Origin of the sequence: Desulfopila aestuarii DSM 18488 (genome assembly GCF_900143695.1) — a bacterium.
Lineage (GTDB): Bacteria > Desulfobacterota > Desulfobulbia > Desulfobulbales > Desulfocapsaceae > Desulfopila > Desulfopila aestuarii.
This window is the reverse complement of record NZ_FRFE01000002.1, coordinates 14,241-37,088: the sequence shown is the minus strand read 5'-3', so window position 1 is coordinate 37,088 and position 22,848 is coordinate 14,241. Positions and strand designations below refer to the sequence as shown.

Annotated in this window: 12 protein-coding genes and 2 pseudogenes; 11 read left to right on the top strand and 3 right to left on the bottom strand. The window is 47.7% G+C overall.

Annotation, left to right across the window (positions count from 1 at the left end; genetic code table 11):
* Nucleotides 1-83: 83 nt before the first annotated feature.
* The 3 genes from BUF15_RS01930 to BUF15_RS01920 all read right to left on the bottom strand — a co-directional run bounded on the left by BUF15_RS01930 (nucleotide 84) and on the right by BUF15_RS01920 (nucleotide 8,083).
* Nucleotides 84-3,956, bottom strand: coding sequence for a PAS domain-containing sensor histidine kinase (locus BUF15_RS01930; protein WP_073611773.1), 3,873 nt, complete (start codon nucleotides 3,954-3,956; stop codon nucleotides 84-86).
* A 70-nt stretch (nucleotides 3,957-4,026) separates the two neighbouring features.
* Entirely contained in the window at nucleotides 4,027-6,402 is a 2,376-nt protein-coding gene (locus tag BUF15_RS01925; RefSeq protein ID WP_073611772.1) for a hybrid sensor histidine kinase/response regulator, read from the bottom strand.
* Entirely contained in the window at nucleotides 6,395-8,083 is a 1,689-nt protein-coding gene (locus BUF15_RS01920; RefSeq protein WP_159441198.1) for a sensor histidine kinase, read from the bottom strand. The genes BUF15_RS01925 and BUF15_RS01920 overlap by 8 nt, the downstream gene beginning before the upstream one ends.
* Nucleotides 8,084-8,635: 552 nt before the next feature.
* Between BUF15_RS01920 and BUF15_RS01915 the strand changes: the two genes are divergently transcribed.
* The 11 genes and pseudogenes from BUF15_RS01915 to BUF15_RS28275 form a co-directional block, all read left to right on the top strand.
* Nucleotides 8,636-9,808 carry a hybrid sensor histidine kinase/response regulator gene (locus BUF15_RS01915; RefSeq protein WP_073611770.1) on the top strand — a complete coding sequence of 391 codons (1,173 nt, stop codon included), beginning with the start codon at nucleotides 8,636-8,638 and terminating at the stop codon, nucleotides 9,806-9,808.
* Nucleotides 9,809-9,849: 41 nt separating this feature from the next.
* Nucleotides 9,850-10,152 (top strand): annotated as a pseudogene (locus BUF15_RS28010) (response regulator); the annotation flags it as partial.
* A gap of 12 nt (nucleotides 10,153-10,164) precedes the next feature.
* Nucleotides 10,165-11,178: a sigma 54-interacting transcriptional regulator gene (locus BUF15_RS01910; protein ID WP_268753153.1), complete on the top strand. Its 1,014-nt coding sequence runs from the start codon at nucleotides 10,165-10,167 to the stop codon at nucleotides 11,176-11,178.
* A gap of 1,266 nt (nucleotides 11,179-12,444) precedes the next feature.
* A complete protein-coding gene (locus BUF15_RS01900; RefSeq protein WP_073611767.1) occupies nucleotides 12,445-14,328 on the top strand; it encodes a methyl-accepting chemotaxis protein in 1,884 nt (627 codons plus the stop codon).
* Nucleotides 14,329-14,366: 38 nt separating this feature from the next.
* Nucleotides 14,367-14,756: an STAS domain-containing protein gene (locus BUF15_RS01895; RefSeq protein ID WP_073611766.1), complete on the top strand. Its 390-nt coding sequence runs from the start codon at nucleotides 14,367-14,369 to the stop codon at nucleotides 14,754-14,756.
* A gap of 149 nt (nucleotides 14,757-14,905) precedes the next feature.
* Nucleotides 14,906-15,271 (top strand): response regulator, encoded by a 366-nt coding sequence (locus BUF15_RS01890; RefSeq protein ID WP_073611765.1) that lies wholly within the window; start codon nucleotides 14,906-14,908, stop codon nucleotides 15,269-15,271.
* A gap of 76 nt (nucleotides 15,272-15,347) precedes the next feature.
* Nucleotides 15,348-17,492, top strand: coding sequence for a chemotaxis protein CheA (locus tag BUF15_RS01885; protein ID WP_073611764.1), 2,145 nt, complete (start codon nucleotides 15,348-15,350; stop codon nucleotides 17,490-17,492).
* Between the two features lie 179 nt (nucleotides 17,493-17,671).
* Nucleotides 17,672-18,175, top strand: coding sequence for a chemotaxis protein CheW (locus BUF15_RS01880; protein ID WP_200802309.1), 504 nt, complete (start codon nucleotides 17,672-17,674; stop codon nucleotides 18,173-18,175).
* A 58-nt stretch (nucleotides 18,176-18,233) separates the two neighbouring features.
* Nucleotides 18,234-20,279, top strand: coding sequence for a methyl-accepting chemotaxis protein (locus BUF15_RS01875; protein ID WP_073611762.1), 2,046 nt, complete (start codon nucleotides 18,234-18,236; stop codon nucleotides 20,277-20,279).
* Nucleotides 20,280-20,371: 92 nt separating this feature from the next.
* A complete protein-coding gene (locus tag BUF15_RS01870; protein ID WP_084553440.1) occupies nucleotides 20,372-21,145 on the top strand; it encodes a carbonic anhydrase in 774 nt (257 codons plus the stop codon).
* Nucleotides 21,146-21,278: 133 nt separating this feature from the next.
* Nucleotides 21,279-22,664 (top strand): annotated as a pseudogene (locus BUF15_RS28275) (carbonic anhydrase); the annotation flags it as partial.
* Nucleotides 22,665-22,848 lie beyond the last annotated feature (184 nt).

The window sequence follows — 22,848 nt, the reverse complement described above, 5'->3', positions numbered from 1 at the left end:
GTTTGCGATTGGCTCTAATAATATGACGCCACTTTCTCCTTAACCGAGGAGAATTGCCTTATCCGTTTTTCATCCTGTATCGATCAATCGGTCTGAGACGGACCGGAAAGTACTGTACGGATAAGTGAGGCGATTTCTTTCTTTTCGATTGGTTTCATTGCAAATCCTTTTATACCGGCAGACTTGACTTTTTCCTCGGAGATAACCGTGCTAAATCCAGTACAGAGAATAACAGGTAGTAATGGTCTGAGCTGCAGCATTCTTCGAGCAAGATCGAAACCGGTCATCCCTGGCATTGTCTGGTCGGTTATTACCAGATCAAATGCATCAGGATCGTTACTGAAAGTGGCAAGTGCCTCGAGGCTGCTTGTCCGTACCGTTACATGATAACCGAGTCTTTCAAGCATGGTCTTGGCCATTATGGCCAGCGGCTCCTCATCGTCAACAAAGAGAATGTGTTCATTTTTGCTGCCGGTGGGAAGTGGACTCTCAGATTCGTCTACTGCCTCGGCATGATCAGCAACCGGGATGAAAATGTCAAAAACAGAACCTTCGCCGATCTTGCTATTACAGCGAATGAACCCTCCATAGCTGCTGATTATGCCGTGAGCAATGGCGAGACCCATACCAGTTCCTTTGCCGACGGATTTGGTGGTGAAATAAGGATCAAAAATTTTTGCCTGAATTGCAGGTGAAATACCGGGTCCGGTATCCCTGATGGACAATTTGACGAAATCACCAGGAAGAACATTTTTTTCATTTACAATATTCTGTCTTTCCAGCGTGATATTTTTTAAAGAGATAGTGATGGTCCCTCCGGTTTCTTCCATCGCATGGAAGGCGTTCGTGCAAATGTTCATCAGCACTTGATGAATCTGAGTTGGATCGGCAACGATCAGCCAGGGTTTTGACTCTAAATCGTGTTGTATGGCTATCGTTGTCGGCAATGAGGCCCTGAGGAGTTTCACTATTTCTTTAACAATTATTACTGGTTGGATCAAAATCCGTTCAATTTCGGATTGACGGCTAAATGCGACGATTTGCCTGACGAGATCTTTGGCCCTTTTGCCGGCAACTATGATTTGCTCAATATCTCCAGCCAACACGGAATCAGGTGGGCAGTCTTCATGAGCCATTTCAGCATACCCAAGGATTGCCCCAAGGATATTATTGAAATCGTGTGCAATTCCTCCAGCCAAGACGCCGATTGCCTCCATTTTCTGCGCCTGTGCCAGTTGTTTTTGCAAGACCCTTCCTTCCTCTTCCTGTCGTAGACGTTCTGTGATGTCACGCATTATTGCCAGGTTGCCCAACCATTGCTGGTTCTCGTCAAAGAGTTTGGCTCCGAAAGTTTCAGCGGGAAATTCCACGCCGTTTCTCTTGCGATAATACGTGATGAATCGATCACTTTGTTTCTGGGAATTTTGAGCAAAAACAGCTGCGCCGGCTTGGCGATAACAGTCGTCATTGGCATAGAGGAGCGTAGTGGATTTACCCAGCAGTTTATCTGGATTATACCCGAAGGTGTGTTTCACCCCGTTGTTAGCAAGTTGTATTTCACGGTTTGCGTTGGTAATAACAACTCCATCTGGAATTGTATTAAACATGGTTTCGAAAAGTTGTTTTTGTCTTGAGAGCTCCTCTTCGGCTTGCTTGCGCTCAGTGATGTCGTTATAGATTTGCACGACTTCGCCTGATGGTAGCTTGTAGATAAAATTTTTCCGCCATCCTTGTCGATATTGATCACTATAATAAAATTCAGGTATATCTAAGCTTTGTCCAGAGTTATATACTTGCCGCAATGCGTCAAGGAGTCCGGCCTTTGCCATATTAGGAAAAATGTCCAGTAAATGTTTTCCTAACACCTCTCTTTTTTTAATATGGCTTATTTTTTCAGCAGCTTCATTGATGTTGACGAAAATAAAATCATTGCCATTATCAACGGGTTTATAGATGGCAACACCGCTATTGATAGAATTGAATAATGCAAGATAACGCGTCTCGTTTTCCTTGATTTCTTTATCAGCCGCTTTACGTTCTGTTACATCACGAATAACACTTAAAAAGCCGACTGTTTGACCATTGTCGTCATTTACCGGAACACCAAGGGTTTCTGCTGAAAAGAATGTTCCGTCTTTACGTTTGTATTCTATCTCATATATTGGATGTGAACTATGCCTGTTTTTATTGTAACGAATTTTCCCCTGCTGGAAATATTCATCATGGTTGGCGTAAAGAAATTGCGTCGTCTCTCCTGCAATTTCTTGAAAGGCATACCCAAAAGTCAACTCAAAGGCAGGATTAACTCTGATGATTCGTCGATCAAGATCCACAAAGACGATGGCATCGGTTATTGAATTAAATATCGCCTGAAATTCAGCATGTCGTTGCACCAACTGTTGTTCAAGTCTTTTTTTATCCGATATATCGTTGAACAGGAAAAGAAGATGTTTTTCTCCACCTATTTCAAAGCAGGAAAGACTGCCGTCAAACCATGCCTCTTTTCCAAAGGTATTTACGGTATGTACTACCCGTTGAAGAGTCTTTCCGGATTTTAGAACGGTCTCCATGTCTTCCAGGATCCCGGTTCTTTTGTAGGAATCCATTTTCGTATAATCGAGTAACAGGAGCTGTTCTTCTGAAGTCTTGAAAATTTTGGCAGCAGCTGGGTTCGCTAGTATACAGGGGCCGGATTCTTTGAAAACCATGAGTCCGATTGTTGAGGTATCTATAACCAGTTGATTGAATTCGAGAGTTTCTCTAAGCTTCTCCTCAGCTTTTTTTATCGGCGTTACATCTTGGAAAATGCAGGCAAAATGGTTTATCGCTGGCCTATATGCTGTCACTTTAAAATGTTTTTTCAGTTCCTGTGAATAATTTTCAAAAACAATAGCTTCACCGGTCAAGGCAACTTTGCCATACGTATCGATCCAGTGTTGCTCCGTAGCCGGCATCACCTGGAGAACTGTGCGACCTATCAGGTCGCTACCGTTGAGGCCGGTCAATTTTTCAAAGGCTGGATTAATGTTCAGAAAACGGTAATCAACAGGCGCACCGGATGCGTCGCATATGATTTCATGGAGAGCAAAACCATCGAGCATCTTCTCGAACAGGTTGTGATAATTTTCTTTGTTTGCTTGGAGTTTCTTTTCAGTAAAATATCTTTGGGATATGTCAAATGCGGTGCCACGCGTTCCGGTAATATTGCCTTCTTTATCGACAACACATTTTGCATTGAAGACTAAATGAATCGGCTGGCTATCTTTACCAATATGAACGCTTTCCCAGTTTTTGACGGTGTTGCCCTGCATGAGTCGCTGGAATTCAGACCAGTCCTTTTCGGCGTATTCGGGAGCTTGAAACGTTGTAAAGGTTTGCCCGAGCATTTCCTCAATTGTATAGCCAAAGACATCTTCCCAGGCAGGATTCAGATAAATGTATCTCCCTTTGGTGTCGCATTGCCAGATCAGATCCTGAGATGTCTCTACAAGGTCCTGATACAAGGTCATAGAATCATGATATTGTTCCTCGGCCTGTTTAAATTGCGTCAGATCTGTATGTGCCCCAAGCATTCGGATTGGCTTACCTGCTCCATTGCGTATTGCAATACCACGGCAACGCACCCAGACAGTTGAACCATTTTTATGCGTATACCTGACGATCTGGTCGTAGGGATGTTTGGGGTCGGCACAATGTTGATGAAAGTTCTCGAGTGCGACTTCAAGATCTTCAGGAAAAATAATATCTTGCCATTCACTTGCTAAGTGTTTTTTCTCAGATGGATCATAACCAAGGATTTCCCAGAACTGGGGACTCAACCATTCATGTTCAGGTTTCTCAAGATCCCAGTACCATAAGCCATCCAAGGAGCCTTTTTGGAGGAAATCAAAGATAGAACTGTTCTCCTGGACCAGGGAGTACAACTCCCTTTTGAGATAATGAGTGTCTGTATTCATGAAAATATGATGAAAAAAATGAAAAATTATATACGTTGAAAATCGTTTAAGGTTGAGAACGACGGAGCTTTTACTCTACAAGGGTTCCGCTGAGTACTTTTCTAACAAGTGTCGCAATTTCAGTTTTATCCAAAGGTTTCATGATAAAACCCTTGATGCCTGCTTCTTTGACCGTATTTTCAGAGATGATATTGCTGTATCCTGTGCAGAGAATAATCGGTATGTCAGGACGAATTTGCAACATTCGCCGTGCCAACTCAATGCCGGTCATGCCTGGCATTGTCTGATCGGTGATCACCAAATCAAAGGAATCGGGATGGTCGGTGAACGTATTGAGAGCGTCCAGGCTGCTTGTTCGAACTGTGACAGCGTAGCCGAGCCTTCTCAACATAACTTGGGACATCTCCACAAGCATGGTTTCATCATCGACAAAAAGAATACGCTCTGAGCCTTGTGGAGCTGTTTCGATTGGTTTGGGGTCGGAATGGACCTCTTCCTCAAGCGCCGGGAGATAGATATGAAAGACCGTCCCCTTGTTCAACTGACTGTGGCATCTGATACAACCGCCATAACTGTTGACGATACCGTGGACGATGGCAAGGCCCATACCGGTGCCTTTACCGGCATCTTTTGTGGTGAAATACGGTTCAAATATCCTTTCCCTAATCCCATCGGGTATTCCCGAACCACTATCGGCAATAGAGAGACAGACAAAGTTGCCCGATCGACAATGAGGGAATCCCGCGAGATCCTTTTGGGAAAGAACTTTCATCTTCAATGCAATGGTGAGGGTTCCACCGGTCTCTTCCATCGCGTGAAAGGCGTTGGTGGAGATGTTCATGATGATCTGCAGGATTTTGGTTGGATCAGCCCAAATATGCTCAATATGGGGCTCGATATCCTGCACAATGGCAATAGTCGATGGAAGTGAGGATCTCAGGAGTTTAACCGCTTCCTTAACAATGGTTGTCGGCAGAAGCTGAACCTGCTGTGTTTCCTCTTGGCGGCTGAAGGTAAGAATTTGTTTGACCAGATCCTTCGCCCTGTGTCCTGCCTTGATTACCTGATCCAGGTCGCTTGCTGTTGTTGACCCTTCAGCGCAATCATCCCTTGCCATCTGGGCATAACCGATGATTGCACCAAGAATGTTATTGAAATCATGGGCAATGCCCCCGGCCAGAGTGCCTATGGCCTCCATTTTCTGGGCCTGGAGAAGGTGGTTCTGAAGAATTTTCCGTTCTTCTTTATCTTTTTTGATTTCAGTAATATCGGTAAAGACCACAATAGCTGCTTGTATTGCACCATTTTTGTCGCGTACAGGAGCAGCATTAGCCTCGACGATGCGATCATCGGTATTTGATCGCCGGACTATGAATTCCCGACTGCAGGTGTCGCCAAACAAAATCGCTCTTGCCAGTGGCACCTCTTCAGTTTTCAAGGGACGTCTATCGAGATCGAGTAGTTGCCAACTGGAGACATATTCATTGAGCCCTACTTCATCGACGATGGAATGGCTGTCTCCGCCGCGAATACGTAAGCCTGCATTATTCACATAGCGGAGCCTGCCATCCGGAGCATCCGCGATGGCAATACCTGCCGGACTCTGGTCCATGGCTGCCTGTAAGATGGCATTTGATTGAAAGAGCAGTTCTTCCGTATGTTTACGGGCAGTGATATTGATGACGAACCCATCGATAACCAACTCGTCGGCTTGGTTATCACCATTGTCACCGGGTTGTAATCTTGCGCTGGTCGACAGCCAGAGATGTTGGCCGTGTATTGGCCCTGTTGCAAATTCAAAATTATTAACCGAACCTTTTTCTGTTATCTCGTCGATAAATTCCTGCCGCCGGTTGCGATCGGCACAAAGCTGGATGTAAATATCGTTGTAGCTATTGATGACTTCTTCGGCAGACCGGCATCCGAGAATTTCGACCATGACCTTGTTGACGGCCAGCACCTTACCGTCCAAGGTTGTTCGAAAGATACCTAAAGGGGAGTTTTCAAAAAGATCGCGGTATTTGGCTTCACTTTTCTGCAGGGCAAGCTGGCTTATTTTGAGTTTGCGATCCATCCTATGGCGATGGAGTGACATTTCAATGGTGGCCGCCAGTTCTCGATCGGGTACCGGTTTGATGAGGTATCCGTATGGTGCTGCAATTTTAGCTTTTTCCAGCAGGGGATCATGGGAAAATCCGGTGAGAAAGACGATGGGAATGTCAAATGTGTCTCGAATACTTTCTGCAGCACTGATGCCATTCATTTCGCCTGCCAGTTCGATATCCATCAGAACCAGGTCAACAGGATTGTTTGTGAGAAAGTTAACGACATCTTCCCCATATGCCAGTGGCCCTGCAACGGAATAGCCTAGTCTTGAAATCGTGTCCTGCAGGTAATATGCTAAAATTCCATCATCTTCAACAATGAGAATAGAAGCTTTACTCATAGGATTTTCTCTCGTCTCGAATGGAAAAGGTGAGGGTAAACCGAGTGCCTGCTGTCTGGTCGACGGAATAACGGCCGGCAAGCTGGTGCTGACCGAGCATACGAACCAGGACCAGACCAAGGGTTTGAGCCTGGCTCCAATCAAATTTCGGATCTAAACCGATGCCATTGTCTGCAACGGACAAGGTGAAAATGCCATCCTCAAGAACAAGTGATATCATGATTCTGCAGAGTTCAGCATCATGTGGAGCACGCCCTTCGGGAAATGCGTATTTCAGTGAGTTGGTGACCAGTTCGTTGATAATCATGCCGCAGGGGACAGCGAGATCAAGTGGCATTCGTATTCCGTGAGCGTCTATTTCACAACAGATGTTGGGAGAGCCGAAAGATGTTCGCAGATGTGATACAAGAGATTGGAGATATTCCTGAAAATCGATTTCAGAAAGAGAATCCGAGCGATAGAGTTTTTCATGGACGAGGCTCATCGCTCGAACCCTGGAAGTGAGTACCGCCAGGGTGTCTCGAGTTGACGAATCAACCATGATCCGTCTCTGGAGTTCAAAAAGGCCGATAATGGCGGCAAGATTATTCTTGACCCGGTGATGTACCTCACGCAGCAGAACTTCTTTCTCGGCGAGGGTTGTCTGCAGGGCCTTGTCTGCATTTTTCCATTCAGTGATATCGTTAAGAAAAATAAGGGTGGCTGGCTTCTCATTCCAGATTATCCTTGAACAGTTCTGTTCCATCCATTTGATGTCACCATTTTTACAGATGATCCTGAAACAATAGGACGAGGTTTTCTCTCCCTGTGTCAACCATTTGCGGTTGTGCCTGGCAACCATTGCCCTGTCATCTTCGTGGATGAAAGAAGCCAATGACCCGGCCGTCAATTCATCGTGAGTGTAACCGCTCATCGTCATCGCTTTCGGGTTGACCAGTACGAGTCGGTTGTCCTGGACGACAATAATAGCCTCCTGGGCATTCTCTACAAGAAGCCGATATTTCTCTTCAGAGTTTCGCAGCTCCTCATCTGTTAAATGTTTTGATAAGGACAGGGCTACATAATCCACTAACCCCTCGAGTTGTTTGATCAAGCTCAGGTTGAACCGATTTCTTTGGGGATCGTTGAATTGGAAAAGACCAAATGTGGTCTGCCGAATTCGTAAGGGTATTAATGCTACCGATTCGTACCCTTCACCATTGCATCGGTTGCGTGTCCTTGCCTGACGATCATCTTCACTGGTGGTGGCGAGCAGCTCTGAGGTGCTGTTGGTCCAGAAACTCCCGCTGTGGGTGAAGAAGGGTTTGGTTGGATCAAAACGGCCGGTAAGGATATTGCCGCACATACATTCAAGCACCGGATTGCCAAGGTTGTCGCGGAGAATGTTGCCGAAAGGATCGCGGACGCACAGGCTATTTTCAGCCTTGATGAAGGCTTTAGGGAAGCCTCTGGATTCATAATAGGGGAAGTCGTCGCCTTGCTTCAAGCGTACAGCAACAGCTTCACATCTGGTCAATGTTTGGAAAAAATCGACCAATTGATACATCAGGCTGTTCACGTTCTCGGCCAGATGACAGATCCTCAGCAGGTCGCGCTCAGTTGCCCGTTGCTCTTGCGTGCGTTTCAATACAGTGACGTCATTGTCAATTCTTTGTAAGCCTGCACATAGATGATCAGTCATGCACATCCCAAGTTGTGAGATTGTTCAACAGTATTTTGCAGAGGATAGTCTGAGCAAATAACCTTCGGGAAAAAGTGCCCCTCCACCTGGATGAAAAAAATGGTGAGAATTTACATGTGAGGTTTTGGGCGGCGACGTTTGAACGCTCATTTTCTTTTAAACGTCTACAGTTTATGCCTTCCGAAGAGGTAATGTCAAGCCGACACCTGGAGTGGCTTTTATTGGTGAAAGACAGGCTCAACCTCTCTAAGAGGATATCTGTCTTTAGCTGAGCATGGGAGGCAAAATCGCCACCGTATTTGTCTTTGTGTATGATCTCGCATGGCCCTTTTCAGATCTGAAGGTGGCAGGAATTTCCTAAGACTGTAAAAATATTTTGTATTCAACTTCCGACTCTTTCGGTGGTATGATATTTGCTTCAGGTGTTGTGGTACAAACCACTCATCTGTCGATAGAGCAATCTATTGATACCGGGTATTCATTATTCTTTTGCTTTTGCCAGGCTATGGACGATGCCTGCGATCGCCAATACGATGAGAGTGTTCACCTGAAATGAAAAAAGACAATGAACTGCAGAACGGGGGGGCGGAACTGGCAAGACGGGACGGTGCCCTGTTGGAATATAAATATTTTCGCTCTCTTTGTCTCATGACAAGGGGGGTAACGCATGATTATAACAATATCTTTACGGGGTTATCCGGGCAGCTGAGCCTGATTGCCCAGGAGGCAGGTTTTGGCTCAATAGGAGAGCATCGGATACAACTGGTCAGTGACCTGTTGACGAGGGGGGTTGACAGAACGGCTATTCTCTATGAATTTTCTCGCTATACATTCACTGAGAAAGCAGACCATTCCGTTGATCGGATACTGGAGTTTGCTGTTGAAGCGTTGAATACACTCTCCCGTTCCCACCAGTTTGTGGTTGAAAAGCGGGGAGAACTCCCACGACTGCATTGCCGAATGAAAGACATTGTCATGATGCTTTTTTATCTCGGGGAGAATGGTCTTGAGGCAATGCCTGATGGTGGCGTTGTCACGTTGATGGCCAAGAGAGAACAGCGTTTTGATGATGCACTCGTCCTCTCAGTACGAAACAAGGGAAAAGGGGTCTCCTCCATAGTTGCTGATTCGCTTTTTGAACCTTTTGTGACGACAAAAAACGCCCAGAGCGGGCTGTCTGGTTTGGGATTATATGCAGCCCGCACTATTGCCAGGGAACATGGTGGCACATTGCTCTATTCAGATGGCAACAATGGAGAAACCATCTTCGCAGCGCGATTTCCTCTGCCCCGCCAAACAGTGATACAGGATAAACAAGCGGGTGGTGAAGTGCATTTCACAGCGGCTCCCATAAAGAAAGAATTTGGAAGAAAAAGGGAGATATTCTTTGTGGTTGAAGACGACGAGGCGATGCGGGATCTGATCGTGAGCAGTTTGCAGCGTCGAGGACATGTGGTATTTTCAGCCGAAACCTGCGGCGAGGCGATTGAAGATTTTGAGCTTGTGCACGAAGCCGTTACAGTGCTTTTGATTGATGTTGGCTTGACCGATAGCGACGGATTTGAATGTTTGGAGAAATTGGCGAAGATCAGTACTCAGGCAAAGGTTATATTTATGTCAGGTGAAGATATTGGTGAACAGGATTACCTGAAACGTAATGCTGCATTTTTGAAAAAGCCGTTTACCGCAAAAGACATTGAAAGAGTGGTGACTCAAGGTGAATAACGCTGTGAAGGCAAAAAAAAAGTGTCAGGGTTCTAGTTGTTGACGACGAGAGATCAATTGCCGACTTTATTGACGAGGTGTTAACCGCACAGGGGTACGAGGTTAGTTCGTTTTCCGACTCTGAGGAGGCATATGGGATTGCCGGACGTCAGGAGTTTCAGCTTGCCCTGATCGATATAAATATGCCGGGTATCAATGGGGTACAACTGTCGAAAAAAATAATGGAGTGCTTTCCGGATACTGAAATCATAATTATTACCGGTGTGCCGGAAGAAAATAATCTTGATCCCTGTTTGAAAATGGGACTCACACATTACCTGTTCAAGACCTTCAACGAATCCCAGCTTATCTATACCGTGTATGCGGCTTTGCATTTCCAGAGACTTCGCAATGCGTACCTGAGTGACTCCGAAAAAATCAGAGGCTGTAATCTCATCGGGGTATCGATGTCCACTCGCGATGTCCGGCAGGAGGTTCTTTCTGTCGGTAAAACCGACTTACCGGTGCTTATTATGGGAGAGTCTGGCACGGGAAAAGAGATCATCGCCCGTGATATCCATCGCAACAGTGCGAGAAGCGCAAAACCCTTTATCCCGATAAACTGTGCGGTACTCGGCTCACTGGCCGAATCTGAGCTTTTTGGCCATGTCAGCGGAGCTTTTACCGGTGCCTCTAAAACGACCGCAGGCTATGTTGGTGCGGCTGATAACGGCACGTTATTTCTTGATGAAATTGGTGAGCTGTTACCGGAAATTCAGGCAAAACTCCTCCGTTTTTTAGATGATGGAGAGTACAGCAAGGTGGGTGACACAAGTATCAGGCATGCCGATGTCAGGATTGTTGCTGCAACAAACCGGAATCTTGAAAAAATGTGTGATGAAGGGAGCTTTCGTACCGATCTTTTTTATCGCTTATCCGGAGTCATCATAAAGACAACACCATTGCATGAAAGAAAAGCGGATATCCTGCCGCTGATCTGGCATTTTCTGGCCCTTTTTGGAACTGCGAAAAACATTACCTATGATATTTCAGCAGACGCATGTTCCCGACTGGTCGAAGAGGATTGGCCTGGAAATGTACGTCAATTGAAACAGACTTTATACAAGATATCGCAAACATCCGATACCCGGAAAATATCCCTTGCGGATGTCCAGCGGACCTTGGGCGGCTCCGGCGAGAAACAATCATTAAAATCATATAAAGATGCCAAAGCGGAAGTGTTGCTCGACTTTGACAAGGAGTACCTGCTCAAAACACTTTACCTGGCAAAGGGCAGTCTTAAGAAAGCCCTTGAATTGAGTGGGATGCATAAGAAAAACTTTTACACAAAAATCAAGGAACTAGGTCTTTCAGTGAAAGATTTTTCTTAAAAAACAAGAACGGAATCGACACCCAATACCGATTTGCTTTTTTTCTAGCAACTGACCGTAATAGAGCTGTTGCCGTACAGTAGGGTGGAACACCCGTAGTGGTTAAGCGCAGATGGTAAGAAGAACGACGAAAGTATGCTTCAAGGCAATTTGCAGTAGGTAAAAAAACCTCCCAGAAGACGTTTGAGCGCACATCTCTCAAACGCCACTCCGCTTCATTTTCCCTGTCAAGTCTTATCAGTTCTCATTGTTGTCTTGAGTTGCGCCAAAATACGCTGATTGGTGAGGGCCAAATTGCCTGTCACCTCCAAATGTCGTAGTTGGTAAAAAGACCTCCACTGAACCAGCGGTTTTCCGACACTGTCGATTGGTGAATAATCGTATGATTACAGTTTGATATGCTGTTTTTCGCGCCGGTATTCATCTGTTAGCAGTATCAGCTCGACTCTAACATTTTCAAGGAGGAGGTAATTCTGCCTCCCTCTTCTGTTTGGTACCGTTTACCTCCTCTACTGCGGGGGGCTTCTTGAAAGCACCACAATGTGTAAATTACCGATTGTTTGCTGTTATTTTTTCATGTATCTCGCCTTGTCCTTGAGTGGCACGCTTTATGCTATAAAAAAGTGAGTTTGCCTATCTACTGCTTGTATGCATTTGAGAAGAGTGGAACGGGACTGGGACAACGTCCGCTGCTGCAGGAAAAGAGGTTGTACATGCATTTGATTTGTTCATATTGCGGAAGATATATCAAAGAAAAAGAGCCATTTGAGGTCAGAAGGAATACCCATGGCATCTGTCCGGATTGCATTATCCCCTTATTAAAACAGGATAATGGCCTTTTCTATGATGAATATCTGGAAACATTCGATGTTCCCGTTGTGATATTAGACTCTCAGTGTCGCGTTGCTGCCGCAAATCAAGCTGGTTTGCGCATGATGGAGAAACCCATTGAGCGGGTAATAGGGATGCTCGGTGGGGAAGCATTGGAGTGCAGGTATTCGAAATTGGCTGGAGGGTGTGGCAGAACCGTACATTGTGAAACGTGCACTATACGAAATCTCATTTCGGAAATAATGGAACACCAAATTCCACAATACAACCGGTCCATAACAATCGATACAGAAAAAGGTATGAGCAATTTTACGGTCTCAACCGTTTTTTATGACGGGTTGGTTCACATTGTTTTTGAAAACATGTAGCCATGCCGAGGCGAGTAGACACAGATGCCGGATGGTAACCACAAAAGGTTAACGAGCCATTACTGCTATGAGCGAAATGATGAATCTTCAGGGGCAGCACCTTATCGATATACATGAGATCACTGCGTGTGCAAAAGATCTCAATGCTCTGGGGCCCGATACAGAACCTGAGTTTTTGACTATTGGCAAAACGCTCAACACCTTGGCAACCATATGTTTTGGCATGACGGATAATGCCGTGAAATTGAGTGCATTAGCGAATTTCAGCGCTGGCGATACGACTTCCGAAAATGGATCACTTCTCGAAGCGAACACACAACTCTTTGATGCCGTAGCGAATCATGTCAAATCAACAATTACCTCCCTGAGCGAAGGCGATACTCTTTTGGCAGAGCTTTTTGTTCAGGTAAAAAAGTTACGTGAACCAATCGGCAGATTGCAAAGCATCGGCAAGACGTTTCGTGTCCTGGGGATAGCAATCAAAGTTGAAAGTTCAAGAACCCCGGAAGGCATGCAGGGTTTCATTCTCCTTGCTGATGAAGTTGCGGATATTGCCGGGCTGGTCCTGGATAATTGCAGATATTGCATCGATAAAGCAAATCTCGTTGAGAATGGTATATCAAGTTCGCGGCAGGTCTTGAACAGCACAGACGTTTCGTACGATGACAGTGGCGAAAGGGCCATAAACAATATTTTGCAATCACTCGATAATATCGGCCGAAGGTCGGATCAGCTGGCTGCCGGAATCCAGGAGCGCTCAAGCGCGATGGTGCAGGGAATAGGTGATGTTGTCATGGCTATGCAATTCCATGATATCACCAGGCAGCAGCTTGAAAATGTTTCTTCCGCTCTCACAGAGGTCAGCGGGAAAGCCGCATCCATCCGTGCTATGGAGACAGCAGAAGAGAGTGAACAGGCCGCCCTTGAAATATACTCAATTTTATCCATTCAGGCTGCACATCTCAACTCGATCTACGAGCAGGTCATGCATGCCAGGAAACAAATTGAGACCGGTCTTAAGAGGTCGATGGAGCAGGCGCAAATTCAAGCAAAAGACGCCAGAACCTTATTAGAGATGGATGGAAGGACAGGGAATAGTTCGATAGTAGCAGATCTTGAAAAAGAGATTGATAATGTTTCGTTATCACTTAACAAATCTTTGCAAGTTGTCAAGCAGGCGGCTGAAGTCAGTCGTAATGTCTATGACAATGTCGTTGAGATAGGAAGTTTTGTAAATAAAATCGAAGAGATAGCTTCAGATGTAAAGGTGCTGGCTATCAATGCGATGGTGGAGGCGATTAAAACGAGTGTGGGCGGGGAAACTCTGGCCGTCCTCGCCAAGGAGTTGAGCAACCTCTCCCAGGATACCCGCGATGGTGCAACCGATTCCATCAAAATGCTGCAGAGCATCATGGCAGGAACAGAAAAGCAGCTTGAGTTTGCCAATACCCTCAACCAGAACAGTGTGACGGTAGATGAGATGATTGACGGTGCGAAAAAGTTCACCGGAGAAATTCTCGCATCGCTGCAGGAAGTCACCGCTATTGGTCAGCAAATGGACAGTTCCAGTCGAGATCTTTCCCACCGGATAACGAAACTGGTTCCAGGGATTAAATTCCCACAGATACTGGGGGATAGGATAGACCGGAACTGGCAGACCGTCTGCCGCACCATTGATCAGATAGAAAAGGCCTATCCCCGATTCAAGGATAGAAGCTCTGAAGTAAAGGAAATGGTGGAGAAAATCGCGCAACAATATGTCATGGATCGCGAGCGGTCCATTCATGCTCAGGTTGCCGGACAGGGCGGGACTGATACTGACTCCTCAGGCGTTGATCTGTTTGAGGACGATGGTTTTGAACTGTTCGAGGATGATACACCCGAGGATAAAAAGCGTTCCGGTGAAAAGGCAAAAGAAGAGGATTTTGGCGACAATGTCGAGCTGTTTTAGTGCCGACGAACCAGTACTGCCGGGCAAGGAGAACGAATATGGAGCATTCACTGAAAATTACCAGAACGGACGTCGGAACAGAGGGAACGCTTTCTCTCGTGGGTGATGTGACCATGACAGAGGTCCGGGAGACGAAAGACGCACTGCTTGAGGCGATAGGGGAAGTTGATCGGCTCTATCTTGATCTCCATCAGGTTGAGTCGGCCGATGTCTCGTTTATTCAAGTACTCTGTGCCGCCCACCGTGAATGTTTCTTAACAGAGAAGGCTCTTTTTTTACAAGGCAACGTCAGTGGCAACCTGCAGACCCTGCTGGAACGAGCTGGTTATGTAAAACAGTGTGGCTGTTTTCCCGCTGCCCGAGAAAGTTGCTTATGGAGTGTTTGTGCCGGCAATCTGAACTTCGACACAAATGATCAGTTTTCATAATTTTTTATTTTCATAAAGGGTGCAGAGATAAAGATGCCCCAATGGACGGTGCAGCAGAGTTGTAAAGGCTTTGGGAATGGCGGCATGAGCACGTTTGCAATACCGAGAGCAGCAAATTTCTATACGAGAACTAAAAAAGGATAAACGCGATGGCTAAGACAATTTTGACCGTGGACGATAGCGCAAGTGTCCGTCAGATGGTGAGCTTCACCTTGAAGGGGGCTGGGTATACTGTTCTCGAGGCGGTGGATGGAGAAGATGGCCTGACAAAATTAAACGGTGCAACTGTTGATATGGTCATAACGGATCTGAATATGCCCAAACTGGATGGAATAGGTTTCATCAAAAAAATCCGTGCCAATCCTAAGGGCAAATTTATCCCGGTCATCATGTTGACAACAGAATCACAGGCGGAAAAAAAACAGGCCGGTAAGGCGGCCGGGGCAACTGGCTGGATCGTTAAACCGTTTAAGCCTGAGCAACTACTCGACGTTGTAAAGAAGGTGTTGCGCTAGAGAGAGTGGTGGTTTCAGTCGATACTGCTCAACTGATCAGTCGGACAATCAATGGAAATCCAGGAGCCAAAGAGTCATGAGTGATGCTCAAGGTCTTGATGCCGGAAGGGCTGTATTTCTTGTAGAAGCAACCGAAATCCTCGAACAGCTGGAAGAATCTTTGCTGGAACTGGAAGAGTCTCCGGATAATTCCGAGCTGGTGGGGAGTGTTTTCAGAGCCTTACATACCATAAAGGGTTCAGGTGCAATGTTCGGTTTTGATCGGGTTTCCTCGTTCACCCATGAGGTGGAGACCGTCTTCGACGAGGTCCGGTCCGGAAACATGGAGGTCAGTCGTGAACTCATCGATCTGACCCTGAGATCCCGCGACATCATCCGGGGAATGCTTGGCTCAGATCAAGGTGAAGACACCGCATTGGATGAAGAAGCGGGGCGGGTTGTTACCGAGCTGAAAAAGCTTTCTGCACCATCGCCTGCTGCACAAGATATGCCAGAACCGCCGGAAGCTGCAGTGCCGGAGAAAGCCGACAAAGAAGAAGCAACGCTGACCACCTGGCGCATCCGTTTTAAGCCACCGGAGGATGTTTTCAGTACAGGCACAAATCCACTCTTTTTGCTCGAAGACCTGAGAGAACTTGGCGATTGTGACATGGTCAGCATGACCGATGGGATTCCTCGCTTGTCAGAACTTGACCCTGAACGATTCTATTTCGGCTGGGATATTTTACTGACGACAGATAAAGGCCGAGACGCAATTGAGGATGTTTTTATCTTCATCGGCGAGGATTCAGATCTGAAAATCGAAGCTGTTGAGCATCATAACGTGCCCGATGAAGAGGACGCGCAGGATAAGCTCCTGCGTTTGGGCGATATTCTGGTAATGCGTGGCGAGCTTGACCGGGAACAGCTGAGCAAAGCGGTCCACAGTCAGAAACGGCTGGGTGAAATTCTGGTGGAAAGAGGCCTGGTTACAGCAGAAAAGATCGACGCAGCCTTACGAGAACAGAACCATCTCAAAAAAGCCAAAGCCAAAGTCAAAGAACAGAACAAGCAGAAGCCGGTTGTAGATTCAAGTATCCGGGTGCCATCATCAAAGCTTGATGAGCTGGTCAATCTCGTCGGCGAACTCGTTACCGTGCAGGCACGACTGAGCCAATTGGCAAATGGCGGGGAAGATGGACAGCTCAAGTTTCTGGCTGAAGAAGTGGAGCGTCTCAGTGCCGAGCTGCGCGACAATACCATGAATATACGCATGGTGCCCATCGGGGCGACATTCACCAAATTCAGGCGACTGGTACGTGATCTGTCGAGTGATCTTGGCAGAGAGGTGATTTTAACCACTGTGGGTGAAGAAACCGAGCTTGACAAGACGGTTATCGAAAAACTCAACGATCCCATGGTGCACCTGATTCGCAACGCCCTGGACCACGGGGTGGAGCCTCCGGACAAGCGAGTTGCCAGCGGCAAAAAACGAGAGGGATCCATTCATTTAGAGGCCGAACATTCTGGGGCGCATGTCTTTATCCGCGTCAGAGACGATGGCGCTGGCATCAATAAAGAGAAAATTCGAAAAAAGGCAATTGAACGCGGCCTCATGGAAGAGGGGGCCGATATCTCAGATGATGAATTGTACAGCTTTATCTTTTCCCCCGGTTTTTCGACCGCCGTTGTCGTGAGCAGTGTTTCGGGGCGGGGCGTCGGCATGGATGTGGTCCGCACCAACATCGACGCATTGCGGGGCAGTGTCGATGTCAAAAGCGTTGAAAGAGAAGGGACAACGGTAACATTGAAAATCCCATTGACCCTGGCAATCATCGAAGGCTTGCTGACCAGGGTTGGGGAAGAACGTTATGTGCTGCCACTCTCGGCTGTTGAGGAATGTGTTGAGTTGGTGGAGGACGAAGCAGGAGCCTCCAGGGGACGCAACCTTGCCCATATTCGAGGTGAGCTCATCCCATATGTCCACCTCAGACGCCATTTTAACATCCAGGGCAAAAGAGCCGCAATCGAACAGATTGTCATTACCCACATTGATGGCCACCGCATCGGTTTTGTTGTTGACGAAGTCATTGGCCAGCACCAGACGGTGATTAAGAACCTCGGTCATATGTATCGAAATGTAAAGGAAATATCTGGGGCCACTATTCTGGGAGATGGCACCCTGGCCCTTATTCTGGATGTTCCCTGTCTGGTCCAGGAAGTTCAAAATAATCAGCTATGAAGTCGATGTGTTGAGAACGAATACGGCAGATCGGGAATCGTGGCATAAACTGATGTAATGCAAAATTAAAACAGTGTCTTACTAGCAGACGGTCGTGAGAGACCCTGCTGAAAAGTATCTGATTCCGCTTGTCCCGATAATCAGAGAAACCCCTAAAATTGAATATGGGAGAAGAGGCTATGAGCGAAACCGGCAGTATAGAAATGAACCAATATCTCACCTTTAAGCTCGATGAAGAGGTCTTTGGTCTGGCCATCGGCAAAGTGAGAGAAGTCCTTGATTTCACGACAGTGACTCGGGTACCCCAGACACCGGCATATATGCGGGGGGTGATCAATCTGCGCGGCAGTGTGGTGCCGGTGATCGACCTCAATCTGAAATTTGGCATGAAGCAGACGGAGAAGACGGTCAATACCTGTATCATCATCGCAGAAATCGAGATGGACGGTGAGATCACCGTTCTCGGGGCCTTGGCTGACTCGGTTCAGGAAGTCGTAGAGCTGGAACCGGATCAAATCGAACCGGCACCAAAAATCGGCACGAAACTGAACACTGCTTTCATTAAGGGGATGGGCAAGCGGGAAGACGTCTTCATAATCCTCCTGGACATCGACAAGGTGTTCTCCTACGAAGAACTTGCCATGGTGCAGGGCGGAGAGTCCCAGCCGGAAAAGGCAGATTGAAATCAACAACAGCGACCATGATTTTCCATTGAAAACAAATGAACAGAGAGGTTTGGGAATGAAACTTGGAATTAAAATTGGATTGGGATTTGCTGCTCTGCTGATTATCTCCATTTGCCTTGGCGGCCTCGCCATCTTCAACATGAGCAATATCAAAACCAAATCAACAATGCTTGAAAAAGAATACGTTCCAGAGGTCGGAATCGCCAACCAGATTGAGCGCAGCTCGTTTCGGACGATGTATGCCATGCGCGGCTATGGCTTCACAGGGGAGAAAAGCCTTCTGGATAACGCCAATGAAAATATCAAGGCTCTGCATGAGCGCTTGGATCAGGCCAAGGTCCTGGGCGATAACTCACCAAATCTGCAGGCCTTGAAACCCGCTGTTGAAAAGGTTGAAAAGGAACTTGCCGACTATGAGCAAGCGGTTGCCGAGACGGTGGCAGTCAATTCGAAAATGGATGAGTATCGGCATCAGTTGGATATTTCCGCCGAGGAATATATGGATAACTGTAACGATTTCCTTGCTGGTCAAAATAAGAAGATGGAGGCAGATATCAAGGCTGGTCTCAGTGAGGAGCAGCTCGATGAACGACTTGAGAAGATAACTGTGGTGAACGATATCATCGACGTGGGCAATGCCACCCGCATTGCCGCCTGGAAGTCCCAGGCGCTAAGGGAGCCGAAGATTATTCAGGATGCCTATGCCAACTTTGATGTGATGAAAGACAAGTTTGCAGAGCTGCGTAAAATAACTCGCCTGGAGGAAGATATAAAGCGGATAGACAATACCGAAAATGCAGCTGCACAGTATAAGGAGGCGATGGTTAATTTTCTTGATCTCTGGCTGAAAAATGTGGAACTGGGACAAAAACGGGGTGAAATTGGCGATTCGGTAGTGGCCCAGGCCCGTGAGGTTGCCGTCAAAGGCATGGAAGGCACCATCAGCATCGCTGAGGAGGCGGTATCCGCGCTGGGTAAATCCAGCAACATCATGATTGGCGGACTGATTGTGGCTGTTCTTTTCGGTATTCTCATCGCCTTCTTTATTACCCGCGCTATCACGAGGCCTATTTTTATGGGAGTCAAGTTTGCCGAAACCGTTGCCAACGGTGACCTCACTCAGCGTCTTGATATCGTGCAGAAAGATGAGATCGGTCAATTGGCGAACGCTCTTAACAATATGGTCGATAAACTGAAAGAGGTGGTCGGCAATGTCCAGAGTGCCGCCGATAATGTTGCCTCAGGCAGTCAGGAGCTCTCGGCCTCATCTGAAGAGATGAGCCAGGGTTCGACCGAACAGGCTGCAGCAGCTGAAGAGGCATCCAGCTCCATGGAGCAGATGGCTGCCAATATCCGCCAAAATGCCGATAACGCAATGCAGACCGAAAAAATAGCCAGCAAGAGTGCGGAAGATGCGAAAAAAGGCGGCGAATCGGTGGCCAAGACGCTCACGGCCATGAAAGAGATAGCCAGCAAGATTTCGATTATTGAAGAGATCGCCCGTCAGACCAACTTGCTGGCTCTCAACGCAGCCATCGAAGCAGCCAGAGCAGGTGAGCATGGCAAGGGTTTTGCCGTGGTTGCTGCCGAAGTCCGTAAACTGGCGGAGAGAAGCCAGCATGCCGCAGCCGAAATCAGTGAACTCTCCGGCAGTAGTGTCGAGGTGGCCGAACAGGCGGGCCAGATGCTGGCGCAAATGGTGCCGGATATCCAGCGTACAGCCGAACTGGTCCAGGAAATTTCCGCTGCCAGCAAGGAACAGGATACCGGTGCCGAGCAGGTCAACCAGGCAATTATGCAGCTCGACCAGGTTATTCAGCAGAATGCCTCGGCTTCAGAAGAGATGGCTTCGACCTCGGAAGAACTCTCCAGCCAGGCAGAGCAACTGCAGGATACCATTGCTTTCTTCAAAGTCGATACCAAGGCAGGCTCAAAGGTTCGTCATGCCGCCCAGCCGGTAGCCAAAAAGAAGCAGGTAAGCCTGCCTGCCCCAAAGCAGGTATTGAAAAAGAGCAAAAAGGTAACCTCCGCATCTGGAGGTTTGGACCTGGATATGGGCAGTGACAGCAGTAATCTTGACGATGAATTTGAGCGATTCTAAGCCATTGTAAACAATGAAAAGCTGCATTGGGATCTGCGTGTTGATCAGCCCAGATCCCGTCAATCAAGGGGAGCAATGATGTTATGACAGATATGAATAGGCAACTGGTTGTCGTGCTGAGTACCCTTCTTGTCTCCTGGCTCATCTTTTGCGACATTGCTGCTGCAAAACCAAACGCGGATGAAGCTTTAGACCTGTTAAAGAAGGGGAATGAACGTTTCGTTTCAGGTATGTCAATGCATCCGAATACCAGTTCTGAGCGGTTGATTCAGGCTGGTAAGGAAAATCAGGGCGACCATGCGTATGCCACGGTCATCACCTGCTCCGATTCTCGGGTCCCGGTTGAGCTTCTCTTCGATGCCGGAATTATGGATACGTTTGTTGTCCGGGTTGCCGGGAATGTTGTCGATACTGACGAAGCGGGTTCCATTGAATACGGTTTGGCCCATGTCAAGACACCGATACTGGTGGTGCTGGGCCATACCCAATGCGGTGCAGTGACAGCGGTAACGCATGCAGTTCATGGTACGGGCCACGCATTGGAACGAAATATCCCTCAATTGGTTGATAACATAGAGCCGGCTGTGCGAGCGGCCATGGCAGCGAATCCGGAGATGCATGGTGATGAAGTGATCCCTGCCGCTATTGAAGCAAACGTCTGGCAGGGTATAGAAGACCTGTTCATGATGAGTCCATCAACCAGAGATCTGGTGAAGAACCACACCGCCAGAGTGATTGGTGCCATTTATGACGTCGGCACCGGCAAGGTTAATTGGTTGCCGGAGTCAAAAGTCGAGGCGATACTTGCCCGGGTTGAGGCAAATCCTGCCCGTATTATGAATGCTATGGCCGAGGAGAAACATTAGGAGGGAATACCATCCTTTCAGGCAAATAAGACGGAGAATAATTTTAAGTTAGCCAGGCTTCAGCCAAATAACAGCAAAAGACAGACCCTTTTAGAGTCTGTGGGCACACTCTCTCGGTGGAAGGAATAACGCAATGAAAGATAACCGTTCAAAACGAATGGCAATTTTTCTCGGTCTGGTGGCTTTGGTCCTCATCTTTTCAGGAACAGCTGCAGCTAAACCGAATGCTGAGGAGGCTCTCACTCTCCTGAAACGTGGCAATGAACGCTTTGTGTCAGGTAATTCTCTTCACCCCAATATCGCTTCTCAACGCTTAATGCAGGCGGGCAATGAAGATCAGGGCGATCATGCCTATGCTACGGTTATTACCTGTTCCGATTCGCGGGTTCCTGTGGAGCGCATATTTGATGCGGGGGTGATGGACACCTTTGTCATCCGGGTAGCCGGGAATGTGGTTGACGGCGATGAGGCTGGCTCTATTGAATATGGTCTGGCCCATGTCAAGACTCCGGTACTGGTGGTTCTTGGGCATACACAGTGTGGGGCCGTTACCGCCGTTACCCACTCCATTCATGGCACAGGCCATGCCCTGGAACGTAATATCCCGCCACTGGTTGATAATATAGAACCTGCTGTGCGGCGGGCCATAGAAGCGAATCCGCAATTGCCTGGTGACGAGGTCATACCTGCTGCCATTGTTGAAAATGTCTGGCAGGGTATAGAAGACCTTTTCATGACCAGTCCTGCAACGCGGAATCTTGTAAAAAGTGGAGCAGTCAAGGTCGTCGGTGCCATCTATGATGTTGGCTCCGGCAAGGTTAATTGGCTTCCGGAACCAGAGGTCGCCGCCATTCTTGCCCGCGTCGAGGCGAATGCTCATCGTGCCATGAACGCCATGGCGGAAGAAAAACAGGTTACCCCTGCCGCAAAGCCTCAACCGGAGGAAGCTCTCAATATTCTCAAGCAAGGTAATGAACGATTTGCCTCAGGTGCTTCCACCTATCCGCATATTGACAGAAAGCGTCTGCTTCAGGCTGGTAGTGTAGACCAGGGAGACTACGCGTATGCAACTGTTATCACGTGCTCCGATTCACGGGTGCCGGTGGAGCGCATATTCGATGCGGGTGTCATGGACACCTTTGTCATCAGGGTTGCAGGAAATGTAGTGGATGGCGACGAGGCTGGATCTATCGAATACGGTCTTGCCCATGTCAAGACCCCTGTACTGGTAGTCCTTGGTCATACGCAGTGCGGGGCCGTTACCGCTGTTACACGTTCCATACATGGCACCGGGCATGCTTTGGAACGCAATATCCCTCCATTGGTTGATAATATTGAACCTGCTGTGCGGCGGGCAATTGAGGCTAATCCCCAATTGCATGGTGACGAAGTGATACCTGCGGGTATTGTTGAAAATGTCTGGCAGGGAATAGAGGACCTGTTCATGAGCAGTCCATCTTCTCGCGAACTGGTCAAAAGCGGGGCCGTCAAGGTAGTTGGCGCCATCTATGACGTCGGCACAGGTCGAGTCAACTGGCTGCCGGAGGAGAAGGTCGCCACAATCCTTGACCGCGTTGAAGCAAACCCAGATCGCGCTCTGACCCCCATGGCTGAAGAAGGGAAAACTGAGCATCTGGTTGCCGAATCACCTCAGGTCTTGGGCCCGGCTTTGGGGCATGATACTCAGCCAGCAGATCATGGTG